The organism is Chryseobacterium piperi, assembly GCF_002285635.2.
Taxonomy (GTDB): Bacteria; Bacteroidota; Bacteroidia; order Flavobacteriales; family Weeksellaceae; genus Chryseobacterium; species Chryseobacterium piperi.
Map to the genome: position 1 here is coordinate 1,097,507 of NZ_CP023049.2, position 19,278 is coordinate 1,116,784.

A 19,278-nucleotide genomic window follows, 5' to 3' on the forward strand; every position below is an offset into this window, starting at 1 on the left:
AAATTACAATATTCAAAAGCTGGAGGACTTGATCTAAAATAAAGATAATCAACTATTTAAATCTATAAAATTTACAATGGCAGAATTGCATAAAGATTTCTTATTCGTGCTTGTTAAATCATTAACGACTTCTGAAAAGCGACAATTTAAACTTTATGTTAACCGGTTAGGAATTAATGTGGATGCTAAATTTCTTTTGCTTTTTTCAGAGCTTGACAAAATGAGCGAGTACGATGAAAGCATTATACTCGAAAAGAAAATTTCCACCAAACAGCAGCTTTCCAATCTTAAGGCCCACCTTTACAAACAAATTCTTGTCAGTTTGCGCATGAATCCCAGCCATCAGAATTACCGGATCCAGCTTCGGGAGCAACTGGACTTTGCCAATATTCTATATCAAAAAGGGTTGTATAAGCAGGCTTTAAAAATATTGGATAAGACCAAACAATCTGCATTGGAATTAGATGAAAAAAGCATTGCTTCAGAGATTATCGATCTTGAAAAAGTTATTGAATCACAATTCATTACCAGAAGTATTGTAGGAAGAGCTGAAGAATTGATCAAACAATCAAAAGCCATTAGTAAGCAAAACCAGTATACGACTGAACTCTCGAACCTTTCATTGAGATTATACAGTGAAATGCTTACCCATGGCTATGTAAAGAATGATGAAGACCGAAAAGAAATCCTGGAAATATTCAACGCCCAGATTAAAAATATCAAGCCTTCCAAACTGAATTTTACAGAGAAATTATGGTATTATAAGGCGCATGTTTGGAAAAACCAATTGCTACAGGATTATAAATATACCTTAAAATATGCTTATCAGTGGGTAGAATTGTTTCATCAAAAACCGGAAATGATTTTCAGCCATCCTGTATGGTATATTAAAGGCAATACCTATTTGCTGAAAATTCTTTTCCTCTACGGAAATATCGATATTTTAGAAAAGCAGTTTGAAAACTTTAATGAAAGGGTTCACTCCCAGAATTTTGCACAGAATGAAAACCTTCAGTCTCTTATTTTCCTTACCCATTCTAATACTTTAATGAACATTCATTTTGTTAAGGGTGAATTTTTCGCGGGAACCAAGCTTATCCCTGAAATCGAACTAAAAATGGAAAAGCTTCGGGATAAAATAGATGAACACCATTTCATGATTTTGTATTTAAAAATGGCAGCGATGTTCTTCGGCAGTAAAAAATACCAGGAATCGATACGCTATTCAATGAAAGTTATAGAGTCTAAAGGAAATGTTCAGGAGGATCTGTTGTTCCATACCAGGATCCTTATTTTAATGGCTAAGTACGAATCCGGGAATGATGAAGATTACGATGAGTTTATCAAAGCAACTTTAAAATTTGCCTTAAAAATGAAAAAGCCGGAAGAGTTTCATTTTGAAAGTATTGATTTCTTCAGAAAGCTTAATAACTTGGAACCTAACAAAATACAGGAATCATTTGAAGCTTTCAGTGAAAAACTGGAATCATTTGCTCAAAATGAATACTACAGAAGGTCATTATTCTACATCGACATCCATGGTTGGGTAAAATCTAAAGTTCAGCATGTAGATGTTATCGAGATCATCAAACAGAAAGTAAAATATAAAAGATTAAAATAAAATGATGATTCCGCCAGAGATATATCATATTTGCCACGAATACACGAATGATTTATGATGCTATTTGCTATAGCCTATTTTTCTTTCTAACTACAGATTAAAATAAACATTTTATTTTTATTCGTGTATTCGTGGCTATAAATATTCCTAAAAGCTCATTACATTCCTGATAAAATTCAATGCATTTTTATGACTGATCTTCTCCATAATTTCCGGAGAAAAATCTTCAGCTAATCTTCTATTAATCGAAGGATATGTGGCTGCACTCCCAAACTCATCAAAGAAAAAAGGATACCTCGACCGGTCCGGATGTTCTTTATCAAAAAAGAAATCTCCTCCATAAGCGATATTGTTTTCCGCTCCCAGTGATAACCCATATTCAATATGCTCATAAAGCCTTTCAGGGACATGATGGTCAATATAATCTTTAATAAAATTAAGCCCGATCAGCCCTTCCCTTTCAATGAGTTCTTTAACCAGTTCATCCGGTAGATTTCTGTTATTTTTATATACCGACCTGTAATTGGAATGACTGGCCAGAACGTGAATTTTATAGTTTTTCTGATCAATATAATTCAGGATACCGTAAGCCAGCTGATCACTGGTATGTGCCAGATCAATCGCAATTTTCTTATCAGCTATATAATCAATTAATATCTTTCCATCATCTTTTAATCCTGCTTCGGAATTGTTTCCCCCTCCAAAACGGTTTTCACTGTGATGGGTGATTCCGATATATAAGATTTTCTGCGTATTGCTAATGATGGTTTCAAGGTTTTCAAAACCTGTTTCCAGATCCATATCTTCTTCGCAAAATGCTGATGCATTCTCAACCGAAGCCAATATTCCTATCTGACTTGAATTTTCAGAATGAATATCATTATGAGAATCAAAAAGAACAAAATCTTTATGATTCAGTAAATCAGCAAAAAGCTTGCTTTGCTTAATCCCTTCATCAACACTATTCTTTTGAGTAGCAGAATAAATAGCCATGATCTGGAGCTTTACATTCCCTTCTTTCAAATACGGCAAAGAGCATCCTAATTGACGGTCATCAAGCCTTGAACCAGGTCTTAATAAGTAGTATAGTAAATCGCAGTGCAAATCAATATTGAATTCATTCATGGTATTCTGTTTTTTTAGTAAAAAATTAAAGAGCTATTTTATTTTTGTTAAGTTCATCATTAATCCATTCAATACTTGTATCATCAAAAATCTCTAATAGCTTCGGAATAAAGTCACCAAATGTTTTATATTGTGTTCTATTAGCCAGATATTCTTTTAGTTTTTGTTCCAGCCTAGGGAGAAAAATAAAATTATTCTTACGGTGATAAGCTTCCAACATTTCAGCCCTTTCAAAATCATTTTGAATTATAGCAGTCTGGATTTCGCCTAATCTTACCAGATGTTCTGCAACACAAGTTTGAAAATCACCATAACCACCAGTCTTAATCATGACTTCCTTCAAGTTTGATTTTTCGAATAAATCTTTAAAACCCTCCAACTTATCTTTATATTTATAGACTTCTTTATTTATAAAAGAATGTCCGAATTCGTGAACCGTTAAAAATCTTGCCTGAAACTGATTATCATAGCCAAATTGCCCCTTCTCTTTTACCTTTACAAAGGGACTTGCAATTTCATAAATACTTTTATTTCCCGATTTTTGCTTAACATCTACCCCGATTCCCCGGCCTTCATTACCGTCAATCGGCCACATCATCATTGGTGAAATAAGAATCACATATTGATCAAAGCTTTCTCCATAAAACTTCTCCATAGCCGACGTGAAGCCAACCGGAATTTGATTATTATATTCCGCAATTCCCCCTTTATAGAATGCTTGATTTTCTTTAAAGAAATCAGCAATATTTTCCTGAACATAAAATTGGTGTAATTCAACAATATAATTTTTAATAAGGGAAGTTACCTCTTCATTCTGTTCTTTGGTCAGGCTATTACTATTAAACTGATACTCCTCATTCCAACTACTTGATGGAAATTCCTTATGATATAAGAGTGGCGACATCAATGCATCATTTCCAATACCGTATTTTTGTATCAATGTATCATTAATTGTTGCTGTTAGCTTAGCAATCTTTGAATTATTAAGGTTTCCATACTTTTCTAGGGCTCTTTTAACGATAGGCTGGTAGGTAGAACACTCTTTAATTTTAAAAGCTTCAAAATCTTTATTAACCTTTCTATGATCTGCTGAAAGGATTTCCGCAAGGAAATAGGTTTCGACATTCTTATTGTAAGAAACAATAAATTTTGAAGGTTTTTTCTGGGAAAAAGAAAGGGTAGAAAATAAAATCAAAAAAAATGTCAGGATTTTTTTCATGAATTTGAATTAATTGTTCATTCAAATATACGTTAATATATCATTTTAAATAAAAAATGCGTATTTTTGCAACTTAAAATTTCTTAGTAAACAATGATAAAAATTACACTTCCAGACAATAGTGTCAAAGAATTTGAAGGAGAAGTTACTCCTTTAGATGTGGCAAAATCTATAAGCGAGGGATTGGCTAGAAATACCATCTCTGCAATTGTTAACGGCAAACAAGTAGAAACGACCACACCTATAACCACGGATTCTACGCTGCAACTATTGACCTGGAATGATGATCTTGGAAAGAAAGCCTTCTGGCATTCTTCTGCCCACCTTTTGGCGCAGGCTATCCTTGAATTTTATCCTGATGCTAAGCTGACTATCGGTCCTGCAATCGAAAGCGGGTTCTATTATGATGTAGATTTCGGTGACGAAAGTTTATCTGAAAAAGATTTTGAGAAAATAGAAAAGAAAATCTTAGAAAATGCTAAGAAAGGTTCTACATTCTCATTATACCCTGTTTCTAAAGAAGAAGCTTTAAAAACGTATGCAGACAACCCATACAAAGTAGAATTGATCTCTAATCTTAATGATGGAGAAATTACTTTTGTAGCTCATGATAATTTCACTGATTTATGTCGTGGAGGACACATTCCGAATACCGGAATTGTAAAAGCTGTCAAAATATTAAATGCGGCCGGAGCATACTGGAGAGGAAATGAGAAAAATCCACAGCTGACCAGAGTATATGGTATTTCTTTTCCAAAACAAAAAGAATTAACCGAATACATTGAGAAATTAGAAGAAGCTAAAAGAAGAGATCACAGAAAATTAGGTAAAGAACTGGGGATTTTTGCATTTTCTGAAAAAGTAGGTGCCGGTCTTCCACTATGGCTGCCAAAAGGAACTGCTCTAAGAAAGAAATTGGAAAATTTCCTTACTGATGCTCAGAAAAAAGGCGGTTATGAATTCGTAATGTCTCCTCATATCGGGTCAAAAGAATTGTACGTAACTTCCGGACACTGGGATAAATATGGAGCAGACAGCTTCCAGCCTATCAAAACTCCTAATGAAGGAGAAGAGTTTATGCTGAAGCCTATGAACTGCCCTCACCACTGTGAAATTTATAAAACTTCACAATGGAGCTACCGTGACCTTCCTAAAAGATATGCTGAGTTCGGTACAGTTTACAGATATGAGCAAAGTGGTGAACTTCACGGTTTAACGAGAGTTCGTGGATTTACTCAGGATGATGCTCACCTGTTTTGTACTCCTGATCAGCTTTTGGAAGAGTTTGAGAAAACAATTGATCTTGTATTGTATGTATTCTCTTCATTAGGTTTCGGAGAAGATTTTGTTACTCAGATTTCATTAAGAGATCCTGAAAATAAAGAAAAATATATCGGTTCCGATGAGAATTGGGAAAAGGCTGAAAGTGCTATCGTTACTGCTGCAAAGAACAAAGGTTTAAAAACTATTGTTGAGTACGGTGAGGCTGCATTTTACGGACCAAAGCTTGATTTCATGGTAAAAGATGCCTTAGGAAGAAGATGGCAGCTGGGAACAATCCAGGTAGATTATAATTTACCGGAAAGATTTGACCTTACCTATATCGGAAACGATAACGAAAAACATAGACCGGTAATGATCCACAGAGCGCCATTTGGCTCTATGGAGCGTTTTATCGCTATTTTATTGGAGAATACAGCAGGTGATTTCCCACTATGGTTAAGCCCTGATCAGTATATAATTCTACCGATAAGTGAAAAATATGTAGATTATGCAAAAAAAGTTTCACAATTTTTGGAAAATCACGATATTAGCGGTCTGATTGATGATAGAAATGAGAAGACGGGGAAAAAGATCCGTGACGCTGAATTAAAGAAAATCCCATTCATGTTGGTCATCGGGGAAAATGAAGAGAACGATGGTACGATTTCTGTAAGAAGACGTGGAGAAGGAGATCTTGGAGTCATGAAGATGGAAGATTTCGTCAATTATTTTAAAAAAGAAGCAGCGATATAAAAGTAGAATCGCTGTTAAATAGAAAGTTAACCAATAAAATTTAAGACAATAGCACAAAGATTTAACAACAGAGGCCCAATGCGTCGTCCAGTACAGGAGGATTTGCATCAAATTAATGGTAAAATCAGAGCCAGAGAGGTTCGTTTGGTAGGTGACAATGTTGAACCTGGCGTTTACCCATTAGATAAGGCTTTGCAAATTGCCAAAGATCAAGAATTAGACTTGGTGGTAATTTCAGACAAAGCAGAACCTTTTATTGCAAGAATATTAGACTATAAAAAGTTTTTATACGAGCAAAAGAAAAAGCAAAAGGAACTTAAAGCAAAGCAAGTAAAAGTGGTCGTAAAAGAGATCCGTTTCGGACCTCAGACAGATGATCATGATTATGAATTCAAAAAGAAGCATGCTGAAAAATTCCTGGAAGAAGGTTCAAAACTAAAAACTTACGTATTTTTTAAAGGACGTTCTATTATCTTTAAAGATCAGGGTGAAATCTTACTTTTAAAACTGGCTCAGGAACTTGAGCATGTTGGAAAAGTAGATCAGCTTCCTAAACTTGAAGGTAAGAGAATGATTATGATGATGAGTCCTAAAAAACCAGCAAAATAATTCAATTAAATTTCGTATTTAATTTACCGATATTAAAACCTCAAATTGCTTGAGGTTTTTTTATTTGGGATAGCCACGAATGCCTTTAGATTTGCAAAAGGATTTAGTATTAAATTAGATAATAATAATTATTCTGAAGAACCAGAGAAAATAAAGTGAACTAAACGAATATACAGATTAGAACTATTTCGTGTATCAGACTTTACTTTCTCTTTTGAATATCTGCCATTTAGAATTTTAAGCATTAAGGCTTATTAAAGGTTTTAGCATCATTCAAATCGGTTCGTTCAGGATTACTCTAAATCCAAAGTTATGAAAAGTTATTTTATTGGAATAGATGTTTCCAAGGATACATTGGATGTTTGTATTTTAAATAACACCAATGAAAAAGAACTGTTATTGAAAGTAAACAATACCTTGGAAGGAATAGAAGAAATGATCAGATCTAGTTTTGATCAACAATCTGATCTTCACTGTTGCTTTGAACATACCGGAAACTACGGGCTTCTTCTTGCCAGGCTGCTAGAGGATCAGAAAATACCTTATTATCAGGTTCCTGCTCTTGAAATAAAGCTAAGCCAGGGTATCCAAAGAGGAAAGAATGATAAAATTGATGCACGAAGAATAGCCAAATATGTGAAAACATATTCTAAGGATCTTACTCCTTATCTTCTTCCTGAGCAAATACTTTTTAAAGTCAAGAACCTTCTTACCTATAGAAGCCTTTTGATTAAAGTAAGAACACAGTTTAAGAATGCTAAAAAATCTTTTGATCAGCTGACTAAAGTTCAAGATGTAGGCTATGAAATGGATGATATAGCCTTTCGTATAGAAGAACTGAATGAAAATATTGCATTAATAGAAAAGAAGATATATTATCACATCAGTGAACAGGAGAAAATAAGCAGAAACTTTGATAAAATAACCAAAGTAAAAGGAGTTGGTTTTCTGACGGCTGCCTATATGATTGTATTAACCCATAATTTTACAAGCTTTCAGAACCCAAGAAAATTCAATTGTTATGCAGGAATCGCTCCTTTTGAGCATACATCAGGTTCAAGTATTAGAGGTAAAACAAAAACCAGTAAGCTTAGGAATAGAAGAATTAAAACAATCCTTTTCAATGGTGCTAATTCAGCCATCATCTATGATGAGGAATTAAAAGCATACTACGAAAGGAAAAAACAGCAGGGAAAAGCACATAATTCCATTATTAATGCCGTTTGCTGTAAACTTGTCTACAGAATGTTTGCAGTGGTAAAAAGAGAAGAACCTTTTGTAAATTTAACAAGATATAACTTGCATATGTCTTAGAGTCTGTTTAAATTTTATTCAGTAATAATTTTATGGCGGATAATTTGACCATGTTTTCAGAGGATTCCATTAAGAGTTCATAATTTCTGCATAATCTTCTATCGTTATCAAACCAAGCAAATGTACGCTCTATAATCCATCGTTTATGAATTGGCTCAAACCCTTTTACTTTTTTGTCACTCCGCATTACGATCTGAATGATATAATTAAACTTAATTCTTATTTCCTCAATAATCTCTCCTCTATAACCTCCGTCCGCCAGGATTACCTGAAGCGGAATTAGTAAATATCGCAGTGTTTTGATCAGTAACAATGCAGCCTTACTGTCATGAACATTGGCTACACTTACCATTACGGCTAACAAAAAACCATTTTTGTCTACCACAACGTGTCTCTTGATTCCTTTTATTTTTTTACCTCCGTCAAAGCCATTGAGTGAACGGTTATTTCCCCAACGAACACTTTGACTGTCAATAATTCCTAAACTTGCCTGCGCTTTCTGACCCCTGTTTCGTCGTACTTCCTCTCTCAATTTTGATAATAATAAATCGAAAATCTCCAGATTTGACCATTTTGAATAATAGTAATAAACCAATTGCCATTTGGGAAAATCATGAGGTAAAAGTCTCCATTGACAGCCTGTTTTTACTAAATAACTGATAGCATTCCAAATGACAACCAAATCATATTTTCGTTTTCTGTCATCAAAATCTAATGCTTTTTTTATAAATTGCCACTGAGTTTGGGTTAAGTCCGTTGGATACATTGATGTTTTTTTCTTTTGCAACTCTAAAATGACAATTTTTATGCAACTTTTAACCCTTACTATTTTTTATTATTACTTTTTTAAACAGGCTCTTAGAATACACGAATAAAATTGTAATTAAAATGATTCAGTTATGTCATTTCGAACAAAGTGAGAAATCTCTTCATCATATAAAATCGCAAAATCGTTGATTCGTAAAACCGTAGGTTTAATGAAAGTTTCATTTATAATAATAAAACCTCATTTCATAAGTCGAGGTTTTATATTAAATTCATTTTAACTATGTAGTCTTAACTGGCTACAACTACTTTAAACAATGCATTTCTTTTAGTTTTTTAACTCTATAAATTGTGATTTAATCAAAGAATTATCTATATTTGCCGCTTAAAAAATTAATACATGAAAACGAAACTATTGACTTTTGTAAGTCTCTCAATGCTGTTAACTTCTTGTGGCCAGGATGATACTCTTGATAATGTAACAGTACAAAATGGAAAAGTACAGACAACCGAGAATACGAGCAAATCCTTTCCTGGTTCAGGTCTTACAACATTAAAATTTATTTCGGAAACAACCAATCACCCTCAAATATTAAATGCTGGAGAATCAATTAGCTTAGAGAATAATGGTGTCGTTTACCGACTTATCATGCAGGAAGACAGCAATCTTGTTCTATATCGTGAAACACCAGGCAGTTATTCAGCATTATGGAGTTCAAATACTGTAAGAAGCCAGGGTACACCAAAACTTATTGCACAAAATGATGGGAATCTTGTTATTTATAATAACAATAATCCTCTTTGGGATTCTGACAGTGCAGTTACAGGTAATGTTTCCAACCCACACATTAAACTTCAGCTTTATTCAAGAACCGGGTATTTAATAGGTAACGGTTTTAGAATTAAAATTATTTTGGGTGGAAATAATGAAGAAAGAAGAGAAATAACGTATAGAGATATCTAGTAGACAATTCAATGTAATTATGACCACTTACTTAAAGGGGTGTTTTTTTAAGATATGATAAAGTCACAAGTTATAAAAATTTGAATTGATATTTTTCGTATCTTTGCACACTGTTATCCTTAAGTCTCTTAGGAATAACAACAAATCAGATATTGATAACAAAACAATAAAAAAGCAAGACAATGCCAAAATTAAAAACGAAATCAGGTGCTAAGAAACGTTTTGCTCTTACCGGTACTGGTAAGATCAAAAGAAAAAACGCTTACAAAAGTCACATCTTAACTAAGAAAGAAACTAAGCAGAAGAGAAATCTTACGCAGACTTCTTATGTTGCTGCTGTGGACGAAAAAAGCGTTAGACGTCAATTAGCAATTAAGTAGTTTTTATAAATCTATATTCGGTTTATAAGAATTAGAAACAAATTCAGAATTTTTAACCCTGAAACGGAGCAGCTAAGTGTAGTGAAACAGCATACCGCCCTTTTCAAAAAAACAATTTAAATTATGCCTAGATCAGTAAATGCAGTAGCTTCAAGAGCTCGCAGAAAAAAAATTATTAAGCAAGCTAAAGGTTTTTTCGGTAGAAGAAAGAACGTTTGGACAGTAGCTAAAAACGCGGTAGAAAAAGCAATGCAATATGCTTACCGTGGTAGAAAAGAGAAAAAGAGAAATTTCAGATCACTTTGGATCACTCGTATCAACGCGGGAACTAGAGAACATGGAATGTCTTACTCTCAGTTTATGGGAGCTCTTAAAAAGAACAACGTAGAGCTTAACAGAAAAGTTTTAGCGGATTTAGCAATGAATTACCCTGAAGCTTTCAAAGCAGTTGTAGATCAAGTAAAATAATGTAAAATTTTTTGTTATCAATATAAATCCCGAGTTTTTTGCTCGGGATTTTTTTATTCTATACATTTGTTTTATTGAAATTAAGGAAAAAATTAACTATCATTATTAAAAGTGAAAAAAATATCTACCCTTCTACTGTTTTCTTTTGCTTCTTTAGGCTTACAGGCACAAAGCTTTATTCAGTCTTATCAAAACAGAGCTAATCAGGTTTCTCAAACCAATATTACAGCGAATCTCCATGCATTTGAAAACCTGGGGGTAAAAACTACAGGGACAATCAATAATACCAATGCCCTGAACTGGATCAAAGATCAATATGTTTCTTATGGATACAGTGTAAGTCAGATGACAGAAGATCCTTTTCCTTTTGGAAATACCACTTCCAAAAACCTGATTATTACCAAAACCGGAACCGTATATCCGAATATTTATGTGATTATCTGCGGTCATTATGATACAATTGTAGGACCGGGAGTAAGCGATAATGGAAGCGGAACATCAATTATTTTAGAAGCAGCCAGGATATTAAAAGATATTCCCACAGAATATTCTATTAAGTTTATCCATTTTTCAGGAGAAGAACAAGGATTGTATGGGAGTAATCATTATGCAGATAATGTCATTTTTCAAAATGGCTCCCGTCAGGTTAATGTAAAACTGGTATTCAATATTGATCAGGTCGGCGGACAACTTGGTAATAATAACAATACCATCAAATGTGAAAAAGGGGTCAATGGTGGTTCTGCTAATAATGCAACGTCAAGTGCCTTTACCCAACAACTGGCTACCTGCACCACACTCTACTCCCCTCTTCAGACAGTTATCAGTACGGCTTATGCTTCCGACTATATCCCCTTTGAACAAAACGGAGATATTATTACGGGCTTTTATGAGCATATTAAAAGTAACAATGAACATACGGTAGATGATACTTTTGCTAATATAGACCCTACTTACGTTTTTAACGTTGGAAAAGCAGCAGTCGGAGCTCTTCAACATTTTGCCGTAGCCACTACAGCCAACCTGGGAGTCAATGAAGCTGATCGCCAGAAATATTTAGAGTCTCTAAGGGTTTATCCTAACCCCACCAAAGATATTCTTAATATTGAGCTGCCAGAAGCTTTTAAAAGTTTCGATGTTGAATTAACTGACCTAGTGGGACACACTTTGATCAAAAAAGAAAACCAGAATACAATTAACGTTTCGCACCTTGTCAAAGGAGCTTATATTGCCATTATAAAAGCCGGAAATCAAACTGCAGTCAGAAAAGTTATGATTGATAAATAATTGAATATATTTCAAAACATATTGCTTATTAATTAATAAATTAACAACAAGAAATGCTTTTTATTACAGGTAATTAAAGCATTTTTTTATTCATGACATAACATTAACCATCTTTTGTTAGGAATTTATTATTACTTTTATAAAAAAATCACCTAACAATGAAAAATATCTTTACTTTTCTTCTTATAGGTTTTGTAAGCCATCAATTACAATCTCAAACTTTTATCCAAGCCTACCAAAACAGAGTCAATCAGGTATCACAAACCAATATTACCACCAATTTGCAGCAGTTTCAAAATCTTGGAATAAAAACAACAGGATCTACCAACAACGCCAATACCCTGACATGGATCAAGAACAAGTATCTGTCCTATGGCTATACCGCCAGCCAGATTGTAGAAGATCCTTTTACATTCGGAAGCACGAATTCTAAAAATTTAGTCATTACAAAAACAGGAACCGTATATCCTAATAAATATGTTATTATTTGCGGACATTTCGATAGTATTAACGGTCCCGGAGTTAATGATAATGGTAGTGGTACTTCTATTATCCTGGAAGCAGCCAGAATTTTAAAAGATGTCCCTACCGAGTATTCCATAAAATTTATTCATTTTTCCGGGGAAGAACAAGGCCTGAGAGGAAGCTACCATTATGCTAATAATATCGCATATCAAAATGGTGTTCGAAAACTGGATATAAAATTAGTATTCAATCTTGACCAGGTAGGTGGTAAAATGGGTAATACCAATAATACCATTTACTGTGATGAAGACCAGGGAGGATTATCCAGTAATAATGCTGCCTCTACGGCTGTAACGCAACAATTAATCAATTGCACTACCCTATATTCTCCACTTCAAACCGCTATTGATCCTGCTGAAAGCACCGATTATATTCCTTTTGAACAAAAAGGAGAAGTCATTACAGGATATTTTGAATATAAGAGAAGCAACTATCCACACTCTTCCAGCGATACTTTTGCCAATACAGATCCTGTATATATATTTAAAGTGGGCAAAGCAACCGTTGGGGCTCTTCAGCATTTTGCCACAGCAACAACAGCTTCCTCAGCCGCTTTAGGAACTAAAGAGAGCATGATCAGCACACTGGAGTCCGTAAAAATTTATCCAAATCCGGCCAAAGACTATCTTATGATTGAAGTGCCTGACTCTACAAAAAAATTCACCTTTGAAATTACAGACCTTACCGGTCGTATATTGCTCAAAGAGGAGAACCAAACAAGAATCAATGTTTCGAGTCTACAAAAAGGAGTTTACCTGGGTAATCTGAAAACGGATGACCATACGGTAGTAAGAAAATTGATCATCGAATAAAACACACCACATCATTCTCAATAGATTTTAATCAACAGAAACCATTCAGATTTTGAATGGTTTTTGTGGTTTTATTCTATAAATTCTTCTGATATTCTGAATATAAAACATAGCACTATAATCATACATCCAGTTTAAGTTTGTAATTCTTTATTGTTACTGTACTGGTTGTGGAATGATGCTACTCATCAAGTGATGTTGCTATTATGATCTCTTATTTTTACTTATTAGGAAAAATATAAGCTTCAAAATTAAAGCTATTAAAAATGAAGGAATGAGAAAAAATATTAATGTATAAAAGACCCATCCACTTGTTATTATTCTTTCCATTTCTAAAAAATACATTAATAAGGCATAACCAAATAATATAACTATCAAAGTAATGAAAATTTTGTCTTATTGGGCTTCACTATATAATATAGAATCAAACCAATAATAAGCGGAACTAGTATTGTATAAATGTAAAACATATTCTATTTTTTTTCTTTTGGATTTTCAGCTATTGATTTAACAATGGACTTACTCGTAAATCTTTTCAAATCCTATTAATAATACTTCAAAACGGTCGCAAATTGTAACCGTTTTGGAAAGTATCGATTCTCACCACACAAAAGGATTCGTGGCAACGGAGGATAGTCGTTGCTTTCCTCAATGATGGCTGCGCTATTTTCTTACAAAACTTAATAAAGAATCAGAACATTGTTTCAATGTTCTGATTTATCTTATAAACTATTTAACCAAAATTATTATTCCCTCAAAGTCAAAGACTTCACTTACAGATAGGAAATCGGAGAGTATACCAAATTTTATTGTATTTTATCTAATTCTTCATTGAGATCTCTTCTAAATTCTTCTAAAGATACGACGAAGCCTGACTTTCCGTTTATAGGAAACACATTAACTAAATAATTTTCAGAAGCAATAATTTTAAATAATTCATTTTCCAAATCCTCTAAGCAAATCTTTAAAGGCCTATAATTTTCCCACCCCTTATCCAGATTTGATAATATAAATTCTTCAGCTGTCCAGAATGATATAAGGCTATGGTCATCAACTTCAGATATTGCATAATCTCCGTTTTCATTAACAATTGTCCAAAGTTCTTCGAAATCAGCTATTTTTTTAATGAAATATTGGTATCTTTTAAATGGTTCCAATTTTATAATATTCTCTTTTTCTTTTAGGTTCATATTTATCTAAATCTTTTAATGTACCTGCCTTTTAAGAGCGATATGATAACAATGAATAGTCATTAAAGACTAAATTACTTAAGATCATTTAAATGTTTTTCTGATAAACAAGCTTCTTTATAATCAAAAATTTTATTCTCAAATTGTTTTTCCAAATAATCTCTTATTTCCTTATAGTTTATTTCTGGAGAAACATCTATAGCTAAAAGTTTTTGTTCATGCATTCCTTCCCAAGAACATTTTAGAGTTTCAATATCTTTGAGGACTTCTACTATTTTTTCTTTTTTAAAAAATACAATTTGTATAGTGCTATGCTCTGAAGCTTCAACAATATCATCGAAGTATAAGTGTCCGTTATCTTCCTCTACTGCTATTATATCATTATAAGCAATGTTTGGAGCAAAGAAAGGAATACTTTTCACTTGATATGTTACTTTTTCATTTATAGGTTCAATCCATAAAACTTCTTCTGCCAATTTATCTTCGACATCATAATAAGTTAAAATGACTTTTTTATCCATAATTTTTTAATGTTTATCTAAATTACATTTTCTACATAAAACCTGGCCATTATTCGGAGTACCACTACCGCCTTCTCTTTTTCTTATTATATGATCTACTTGAGCTTCATTTTGAGGAGGTACCACTCCTCTCTGTGATCTTTTACCTGGTATTGTTGGAATACCACAGGTTTGGCAAATTACTTTCCCATTATTTTTTAATTTATTTAAGAGCCTGTTTAAAAAAGTAATAATAAAAAATAGTAAGGGTTAAAAGTTGCATAAAAATTGTCATTTTAGAGTTGCAAAAGAAAAAAACATCAATGTATCCAACGGACTTAACCCAAACTCAGTGGCAATTTATAAAAAAAGCATTAGATTTTGATGACAGAAAACGAAAATATGATTTGGTTGTCATTTGGAATGCTATCAGTTATTTAGTAAAAACAGGCTGTCAATGGAGACTTTTACCTCATGATTTTCCCAAATGGCAATTGGTTTATTACTATTATTCAAAATGGTCAAATCTGGAGATTTTCGATTTATTATTATCAAAATTGAGAGAGGAAGTACGACGAAACAGGGGTCAGAAAGCGCAGGCAAGTTTAGGAATTATTGACAGTCAAAGTGTTCGTTGGGGAAATAACCGTTCACTCAATGGCTTTGACGGAGGTAAAAAAATAAAAGGAATCAAGAGACACGTTGTGGTAGACAAAAATGGTTTTTTGTTAGCCGTAATGGTAAGTGTAGCCAATGTTCATGACAGTAAGGCTGCATTGTTACTGATCAAAACACTGCGATATTTACTAATTCCGCTTCAGGTAATCCTGGCGGACGGAGGTTATAGAGGAGAGATTATTGAGGAAATAAGAATTAAGTTTAATTATATCATTCAGATCGTAATGCGGAGTGACAAAAAAGTAAAAGGGTTTGAGCCAATTCATAAACGATGGATTATAGAGCGTACATTTGCTTGGTTTGATAACGATAGAAGATTATGCAGAAATTATGAACTCTTAATGGAATCCTCTGAAAACATGGTCAAATTATCCGCCATAAAATTATTACTGAATAAAATTTAAACAGACTCTAAATCTTTAACAGATTCTTTACCTGCTTTAGTAAAATCTTTTCCTGGCCGTTCCTTTAAACTTAATTTTGCCGCCCTTGCTTCTGCTTTTAAAAGACCATTTTCTGCGGCCAACATTTTTAAAGCATCGTCTCCATTCTTTGTAACTATTAAAAGAGGTAATGCTGCTAACTGCATATTTGAATTATCCGAAGCTGAAAGTGCCATTCCCAGAACCTCCCACATTCCAAAAGGATCACCGGCACCACCCATCATCTGTACCCCTCTGTCATTTCTCATTCCTGACATTAGGTCTAAGTTTGCACCCCCATTATTATAGCTCCATCCTGCGAAAGATTGATTAACAGCCAAGCCCATTGCCAGAATATTAGGAAGATAATTACTCCCCATATTACAATTACTGCTGTTTCCTTTACCTTATTCTAAATATCCCAAAGTATTATTTTTTAACAACATAAGAAGAATCTCCTTTTATTTGATAGAGTTTTTTTGAATGTAAACTACCATCAATATTATAAAACTCAAAATATCCAGTCTTTAATTTACTTTGATAGCACTCTTGCGGATCAGAAGACTTTTTAAATCTATATACTCCTTTAGAAAAAAGGTTATGCGTATTTTTTTCTTCTACTGTTTCAGTGCCATAAAAATATTTATTTCTTGAACTATCTATTATGATAAAAGTATCAAAATGATCATTGTAAATGTCATTGTCTTTTTCTTTATAAACGTAAATTGTATCTATAAATTGATCTTCCTTAAACCTTCCATCTGCTTTAACAAAGTCACTTTTATCATATATACATGGAATAGGAATTGGACAAATAATTACTCCCCATATTCCAATTACTGCTGTTTCCTCTACCCGAAATAACCACTTCAGGAAGAGCCACATTTACTCCCATAAAATTGTCCCAAGCAGCTCCAAGGGCTCCGCTGTTACCTCCACCGCTACCTGCAATGGATGAAAAGACTTTCGTTACACTTCCTACATCACCTCCACCACGCATATAACTTCCAAATCGGTACATATCCATACCATAGAAAGTCCAACCTGTATTTGTTTCTACAATCTCTCTACCATCAGGATCAAAACTATTGATAGGGTTATTAGATACATAGGCGTAAGGACTCGTGCTATGATAAGCTTCCGCCAATTGATCTATCGCTCCCCATCTTCCCAATTCCGACATATATTGCCTCCAGCCATAATCATGCATTCCCGTCTCCGTCTGTAGTTCTTTTCCGTTATACTGGTAAGTATAAGCCGAATTTCCCAAAAGTGTATTGTAGCCCTGGTGTTTTAATCCAAAAGGATAATAATTGCTTTCTTCAATGACCTCTGTGCCTGAGCCATTCCTGGCATAGCTCAACCTTACATTCCCTAAGTGATCGGTATACTCGTAAATATACTTATTTTTTTCAAAATCATAATAGCCTTCGGAGGTAGGTACAAATTGTAAGCCCCCATTCTGATATTGGAATCCATCCAGATAATCCGTTTGGACTTCCGTAGCCAGATCAGGAATTGCATTCTTTTTTATTTTGGCTCCATCAGCTCGGTAGGTGTAATTATAACTAGATTTGGAACTGCCTTTACCCAGTAGCTTAAAACTGTTGGGTAAGTCTAAGTAATTATAGGTGATCTCATTAATGCTTCTATCAGGATGGCTAATCATATTCCCATTCAGGTCATACCCCATGGTAGCTCCTCCTGTCGGATATCCTGAAGTACTTTGGGTAGCATCGGTCACTTTATTAAGCCTGTTTCCATTGTAAGAATACGTTAAATCATCAATTAATGCTGCCGTACTTCCGGACTGTACCTGAGCTGATCTTTTAAGGTTGGTAATATTTCCATTCAAATCATAATCCATCTTTTCAAAATATTCTCTTGCTGATGGATTGGTATCTCTTTGATAAAATCCTGCCAGTAATCTATTTAAACCATCATATACATACCCATATCTTCTTAAATTATCATTAGGAGAAGAGGCAGTCTTCCAGTCAACTTCAGCAATATTCCCATTAAACTTAGGGAGCACCTTCAGATTAGAAAAGTTAACATTTGGCGTTTGTAATCCTTCTACCTGGTTGTACTTTATTTTATACCCGAACAAATCAGTTCCTAAGTTAGCAGGATCATTAATATGAGTCATCCAGCCTCGGATATTGTACTTATAGTCTACCTGCTGAAGCGGTGCAGCAGCACTTACTCCACCTACTTTCTTACTTTCCAATTGGGAGAGCTCATTGTATTTATTCTGGGCTAAAATCTCAAGAGGATTGGAACCTACCTTATGCCGATGCATCAGAAGTCTGTTCTGATGGTCATACGTAAAGTATTCGTGTATCTGTTTTTCAGTATCAGCTGGAATTCTTTTATGGTAAGTACTTGTACGCAGAGACATTCCTGAAAAATCAAGCTGATGGTTAAGAATAGTATATCCTCCCAAATGATTAATACTTCGGCTTCCCATTACCTGACCTTTGGAGTTATACCAGGTAAAATTCCGGGTCCAGGCATCATCTTCTATATTTTTAATGTACGAGGCTAAAGGTAATCCTTTGGTGCTACGGTCCTGTGAAGGATTGTCGGTCAGAAGCTGATGATTAAAAACATTGGTAACCGCAGGAGATCCCGGAGGATAGGTATCGTAATAATTGACACTCAAGACGGTCTCTATATTAGAGAAGTGACTGTTACTATAATAAATACGCATTCCATTGCGAATAAATCCACCAGATTCCCTTGATTCAATAATAGCTAAATTTCCTATCTGGGCCTGCAGATTCATTCTATTGCTCCCTGTTAAAATTCCAGTATAGGCAACTCTTCCCAACTGATCGTATTTAGTGATCAGCCATTTATTGGTCTTACGCATTTCTGCATCTTGAACCATAATAAGACGGTCAGCTTTATCATACACCATATGCTCCCATTCTTTACCTGGAAGCTTCTTTTGCACTAATCTGTTTTTTTCATCATAATGGTATTGGTAACAATAGTTAACCAAAAAGCCATCTAGAAACTGAACACCTACTCCTAAGTTCCTTGCTGCATTAGAGGCTTCAGGGGGAAGTATAAAAGCCAATTGGTTATATTCATTATAGATATAATACGTATCTGCATTCTGGTTAGCTCCTAATACTTTTCTGACTAAAACAGTCTGGCCCTGGCCATTTTTAAACTCTATGGTTTCATTGCCATCTTCATCCTTTACTGAGTTTTTATAGAGTTGATTGGCTTTATAAAATCCGCTTGCAGAGTTCGTATCATTAGATGCTACTTTTAAGACGGAATTCGTTCTTCCTTCAAGGAAAGTAGTGGTAGTCACATACCTTCTGACCTCTGTGGCAAAAACAAAATCCCTTCTACAGCAGAAAGGATTT

General features: G+C 34.1%; 19 protein-coding genes. 10 read left to right on the plus strand and 9 right to left on the minus strand.

All coding sequences use genetic code 11. From position 1 onward, the window contains the following. Positions 1-76 precede the first annotated feature (76 nt). Entirely contained in the window at positions 77-1,621 is a 1,545-nt protein-coding gene (locus CJF12_RS04815; protein ID WP_034686347.1) for a hypothetical protein, read from the plus strand. Between the two features lie 147 nt (positions 1,622-1,768). Here CJF12_RS04815 and CJF12_RS04820 read toward each other — a convergent pair whose 3' ends face one another. Next, a complete protein-coding gene (locus CJF12_RS04820) occupies positions 1,769-2,746 on the minus strand; it encodes a dipeptidase (protein ID WP_034686349.1) in 978 nt (325 codons plus the stop codon). A gap of 25 nt (positions 2,747-2,771) precedes the next feature. Further along, positions 2,772-3,965 carry a DUF4932 domain-containing protein gene (locus tag CJF12_RS04825; RefSeq protein ID WP_034686352.1) on the minus strand — a complete coding sequence of 398 codons (1,194 nt, stop codon included), beginning with the start codon at positions 3,963-3,965 and terminating at the stop codon, positions 2,772-2,774. 93 nt (positions 3,966-4,058) lie between these two features. On the opposite strand from CJF12_RS04825, the gene thrS reads away from it, so the two are divergent. From thrS to CJF12_RS04840, 3 genes are all read left to right on the plus strand, one after another. After that, entirely contained in the window at positions 4,059-5,981 is a 1,923-nt protein-coding gene (gene thrS, locus CJF12_RS04830) for a threonine--tRNA ligase (RefSeq protein WP_034686356.1), read from the plus strand. Positions 5,982-6,059: 78 nt separating this feature from the next. Then, on the plus strand, positions 6,060-6,590 hold the full coding sequence (gene infC / locus CJF12_RS04835) for a translation initiation factor IF-3 (RefSeq protein WP_051887356.1): 531 nt from the start codon (positions 6,060-6,062) through the stop codon (positions 6,588-6,590). A 312-nt stretch (positions 6,591-6,902) separates the two neighbouring features. Continuing rightward, positions 6,903-7,904 (plus strand): IS110 family RNA-guided transposase, encoded by a 1,002-nt coding sequence (locus tag CJF12_RS04840; RefSeq protein WP_034686359.1) that lies wholly within the window; start codon positions 6,903-6,905, stop codon positions 7,902-7,904. 7 nt (positions 7,905-7,911) lie between these two features. On the opposite strand, the gene CJF12_RS04845 is transcribed toward CJF12_RS04840, so the two are convergent. Beyond that, positions 7,912-8,670 carry an IS5 family transposase gene (locus CJF12_RS04845; protein ID WP_095591055.1) on the minus strand — a complete coding sequence of 253 codons (759 nt, stop codon included), beginning with the start codon at positions 8,668-8,670 and terminating at the stop codon, positions 7,912-7,914. Positions 8,671-9,069: 399 nt separating this feature from the next. Between CJF12_RS04845 and CJF12_RS04850 the strand changes: the two genes are divergently transcribed. From CJF12_RS04850 to CJF12_RS04870, 5 genes are all read left to right on the plus strand, one after another. Continuing rightward, positions 9,070-9,633: a hypothetical protein gene (locus CJF12_RS04850; RefSeq protein ID WP_084675701.1), complete on the plus strand. Its 564-nt coding sequence runs from the start codon at positions 9,070-9,072 to the stop codon at positions 9,631-9,633. A 182-nt stretch (positions 9,634-9,815) separates the two neighbouring features. Next, positions 9,816-10,013, plus strand: coding sequence for a 50S ribosomal protein L35 (gene rpmI / locus CJF12_RS04855; protein ID WP_034688279.1), 198 nt, complete (start codon positions 9,816-9,818; stop codon positions 10,011-10,013). A gap of 123 nt (positions 10,014-10,136) precedes the next feature. Continuing rightward, positions 10,137-10,481 carry a 50S ribosomal protein L20 gene (rplT, locus tag CJF12_RS04860; RefSeq protein WP_034688276.1) on the plus strand — a complete coding sequence of 115 codons (345 nt, stop codon included), beginning with the start codon at positions 10,137-10,139 and terminating at the stop codon, positions 10,479-10,481. 111 nt (positions 10,482-10,592) lie between these two features. Continuing rightward, complete coding sequence (locus CJF12_RS04865) at positions 10,593-11,768, plus strand: M28 family peptidase (protein ID WP_034688274.1); 1,176 nt, start codon at positions 10,593-10,595, stop codon at positions 11,766-11,768. Between the two features lie 158 nt (positions 11,769-11,926). After that, positions 11,927-13,105, plus strand: a complete 1,179-nt coding sequence (locus CJF12_RS04870) for a M28 family peptidase (RefSeq protein WP_034688272.1) — start codon at positions 11,927-11,929, stop codon at positions 13,103-13,105. An 806-nt stretch (positions 13,106-13,911) separates the two neighbouring features. Here CJF12_RS04870 and CJF12_RS04875 read toward each other — a convergent pair. The 3 genes from CJF12_RS04875 to CJF12_RS20485 form a co-directional block, all read right to left on the minus strand. Continuing rightward, complete coding sequence (locus CJF12_RS04875; RefSeq protein WP_034688270.1) at positions 13,912-14,295, minus strand: DUF2750 domain-containing protein; 384 nt, start codon at positions 14,293-14,295, stop codon at positions 13,912-13,914. A 74-nt stretch (positions 14,296-14,369) separates the two neighbouring features. Next, the gene (locus CJF12_RS04880) at positions 14,370-14,816 is read right to left on the minus strand and encodes a DUF4265 domain-containing protein (protein ID WP_034688268.1); all 447 of its coding nucleotides are present in this window, start codon (positions 14,814-14,816) and stop codon (positions 14,370-14,372) included. A 6-nt stretch (positions 14,817-14,822) separates the two neighbouring features. Then, positions 14,823-14,942, minus strand: coding sequence for an HNH endonuclease (locus CJF12_RS20485; RefSeq protein ID WP_394336994.1), 120 nt, complete (start codon positions 14,940-14,942; stop codon positions 14,823-14,825). A 176-nt stretch (positions 14,943-15,118) separates the two neighbouring features. Between CJF12_RS20485 and CJF12_RS04890 the strand changes: the two genes are divergently transcribed. Then, the gene (locus CJF12_RS04890) at positions 15,119-15,877 is read left to right on the plus strand and encodes an IS5 family transposase (RefSeq protein ID WP_095591055.1); all 759 of its coding nucleotides are present in this window, start codon (positions 15,119-15,121) and stop codon (positions 15,875-15,877) included. Here the strand turns inward: CJF12_RS04890 and CJF12_RS04895 are convergent. From CJF12_RS04895 to CJF12_RS04905, 3 genes are read right to left on the minus strand one after another with little or no spacing between them, the layout of a single operon-like run. Further along, the gene (locus tag CJF12_RS04895; protein ID WP_034688372.1) at positions 15,874-16,275 is read right to left on the minus strand and encodes a hypothetical protein; all 402 of its coding nucleotides are present in this window, start codon (positions 16,273-16,275) and stop codon (positions 15,874-15,876) included. The two genes, CJF12_RS04890 and CJF12_RS04895, sit on opposite strands and share 4 nt — an antisense overlap. Before the next feature lie 49 nt (positions 16,276-16,324). Next, a complete protein-coding gene (locus CJF12_RS04900; RefSeq protein ID WP_034688370.1) occupies positions 16,325-16,780 on the minus strand; it encodes a hypothetical protein in 456 nt (151 codons plus the stop codon). Beyond that, the gene (locus CJF12_RS04905) at positions 16,680-19,223 is read right to left on the minus strand and encodes an RHS repeat domain-containing protein (RefSeq protein WP_095591066.1); all 2,544 of its coding nucleotides are present in this window, start codon (positions 19,221-19,223) and stop codon (positions 16,680-16,682) included. Before CJF12_RS04905 ends, CJF12_RS04900 begins: the two co-directional genes overlap by 101 nt. Between the last annotated feature and the right edge of the window lie 55 nt (positions 19,224-19,278).

Bases quoted from the DNA above. Each gene is read 5' to 3' on its own strand.
- CJF12_RS04815 (WP_034686347.1), top strand. From the start codon at position 77: ATGGCAGAATTGCATAAAGATTTCTTATTCGTGCTTGTTAAATCATTA.
- CJF12_RS04820 (WP_034686349.1), bottom strand. From the start codon at position 2,746: ATGAATGAATTCAATATTGATTTGCACTGCGATTTACTATACTACTTA.
- CJF12_RS04825 (WP_034686352.1), bottom strand. From the start codon at position 3,965: ATGAAAAAAATCCTGACATTTTTTTTGATTTTATTTTCTACCCTTTCT.
- thrS (WP_034686356.1), top strand. From the start codon at position 4,059: ATGATAAAAATTACACTTCCAGACAATAGTGTCAAAGAATTTGAAGGA.
- infC (WP_051887356.1), top strand. From the start codon at position 6,060: ATGCGTCGTCCAGTACAGGAGGATTTGCATCAAATTAATGGTAAAATC.
- CJF12_RS04840 (WP_034686359.1), top strand. From the start codon at position 6,903: ATGAAAAGTTATTTTATTGGAATAGATGTTTCCAAGGATACATTGGAT.
- CJF12_RS04845 (WP_095591055.1), bottom strand. From the start codon at position 8,670: ATGTATCCAACGGACTTAACCCAAACTCAGTGGCAATTTATAAAAAAA.
- CJF12_RS04850 (WP_084675701.1), top strand. From the start codon at position 9,070: ATGAAAACGAAACTATTGACTTTTGTAAGTCTCTCAATGCTGTTAACT.
- rpmI (WP_034688279.1), top strand. From the start codon at position 9,816: ATGCCAAAATTAAAAACGAAATCAGGTGCTAAGAAACGTTTTGCTCTT.
- rplT (WP_034688276.1), top strand. From the start codon at position 10,137: ATGCCTAGATCAGTAAATGCAGTAGCTTCAAGAGCTCGCAGAAAAAAA.
- CJF12_RS04870 (WP_034688272.1), top strand. From the start codon at position 11,927: ATGAAAAATATCTTTACTTTTCTTCTTATAGGTTTTGTAAGCCATCAA.
- CJF12_RS04875 (WP_034688270.1), bottom strand. From the start codon at position 14,295: ATGAACCTAAAAGAAAAAGAGAATATTATAAAATTGGAACCATTTAAA.
- CJF12_RS04880 (WP_034688268.1), bottom strand. From the start codon at position 14,816: ATGGATAAAAAAGTCATTTTAACTTATTATGATGTCGAAGATAAATTG.
- CJF12_RS04890 (WP_095591055.1), top strand. From the start codon at position 15,119: ATGTATCCAACGGACTTAACCCAAACTCAGTGGCAATTTATAAAAAAA.
- CJF12_RS04895 (WP_034688372.1), bottom strand. From the start codon at position 16,275: ATGGGGAGTAATTATCTTCCTAATATTCTGGCAATGGGCTTGGCTGTT.
- CJF12_RS04900 (WP_034688370.1), bottom strand. From the start codon at position 16,780: ATGTGGCTCTTCCTGAAGTGGTTATTTCGGGTAGAGGAAACAGCAGTA.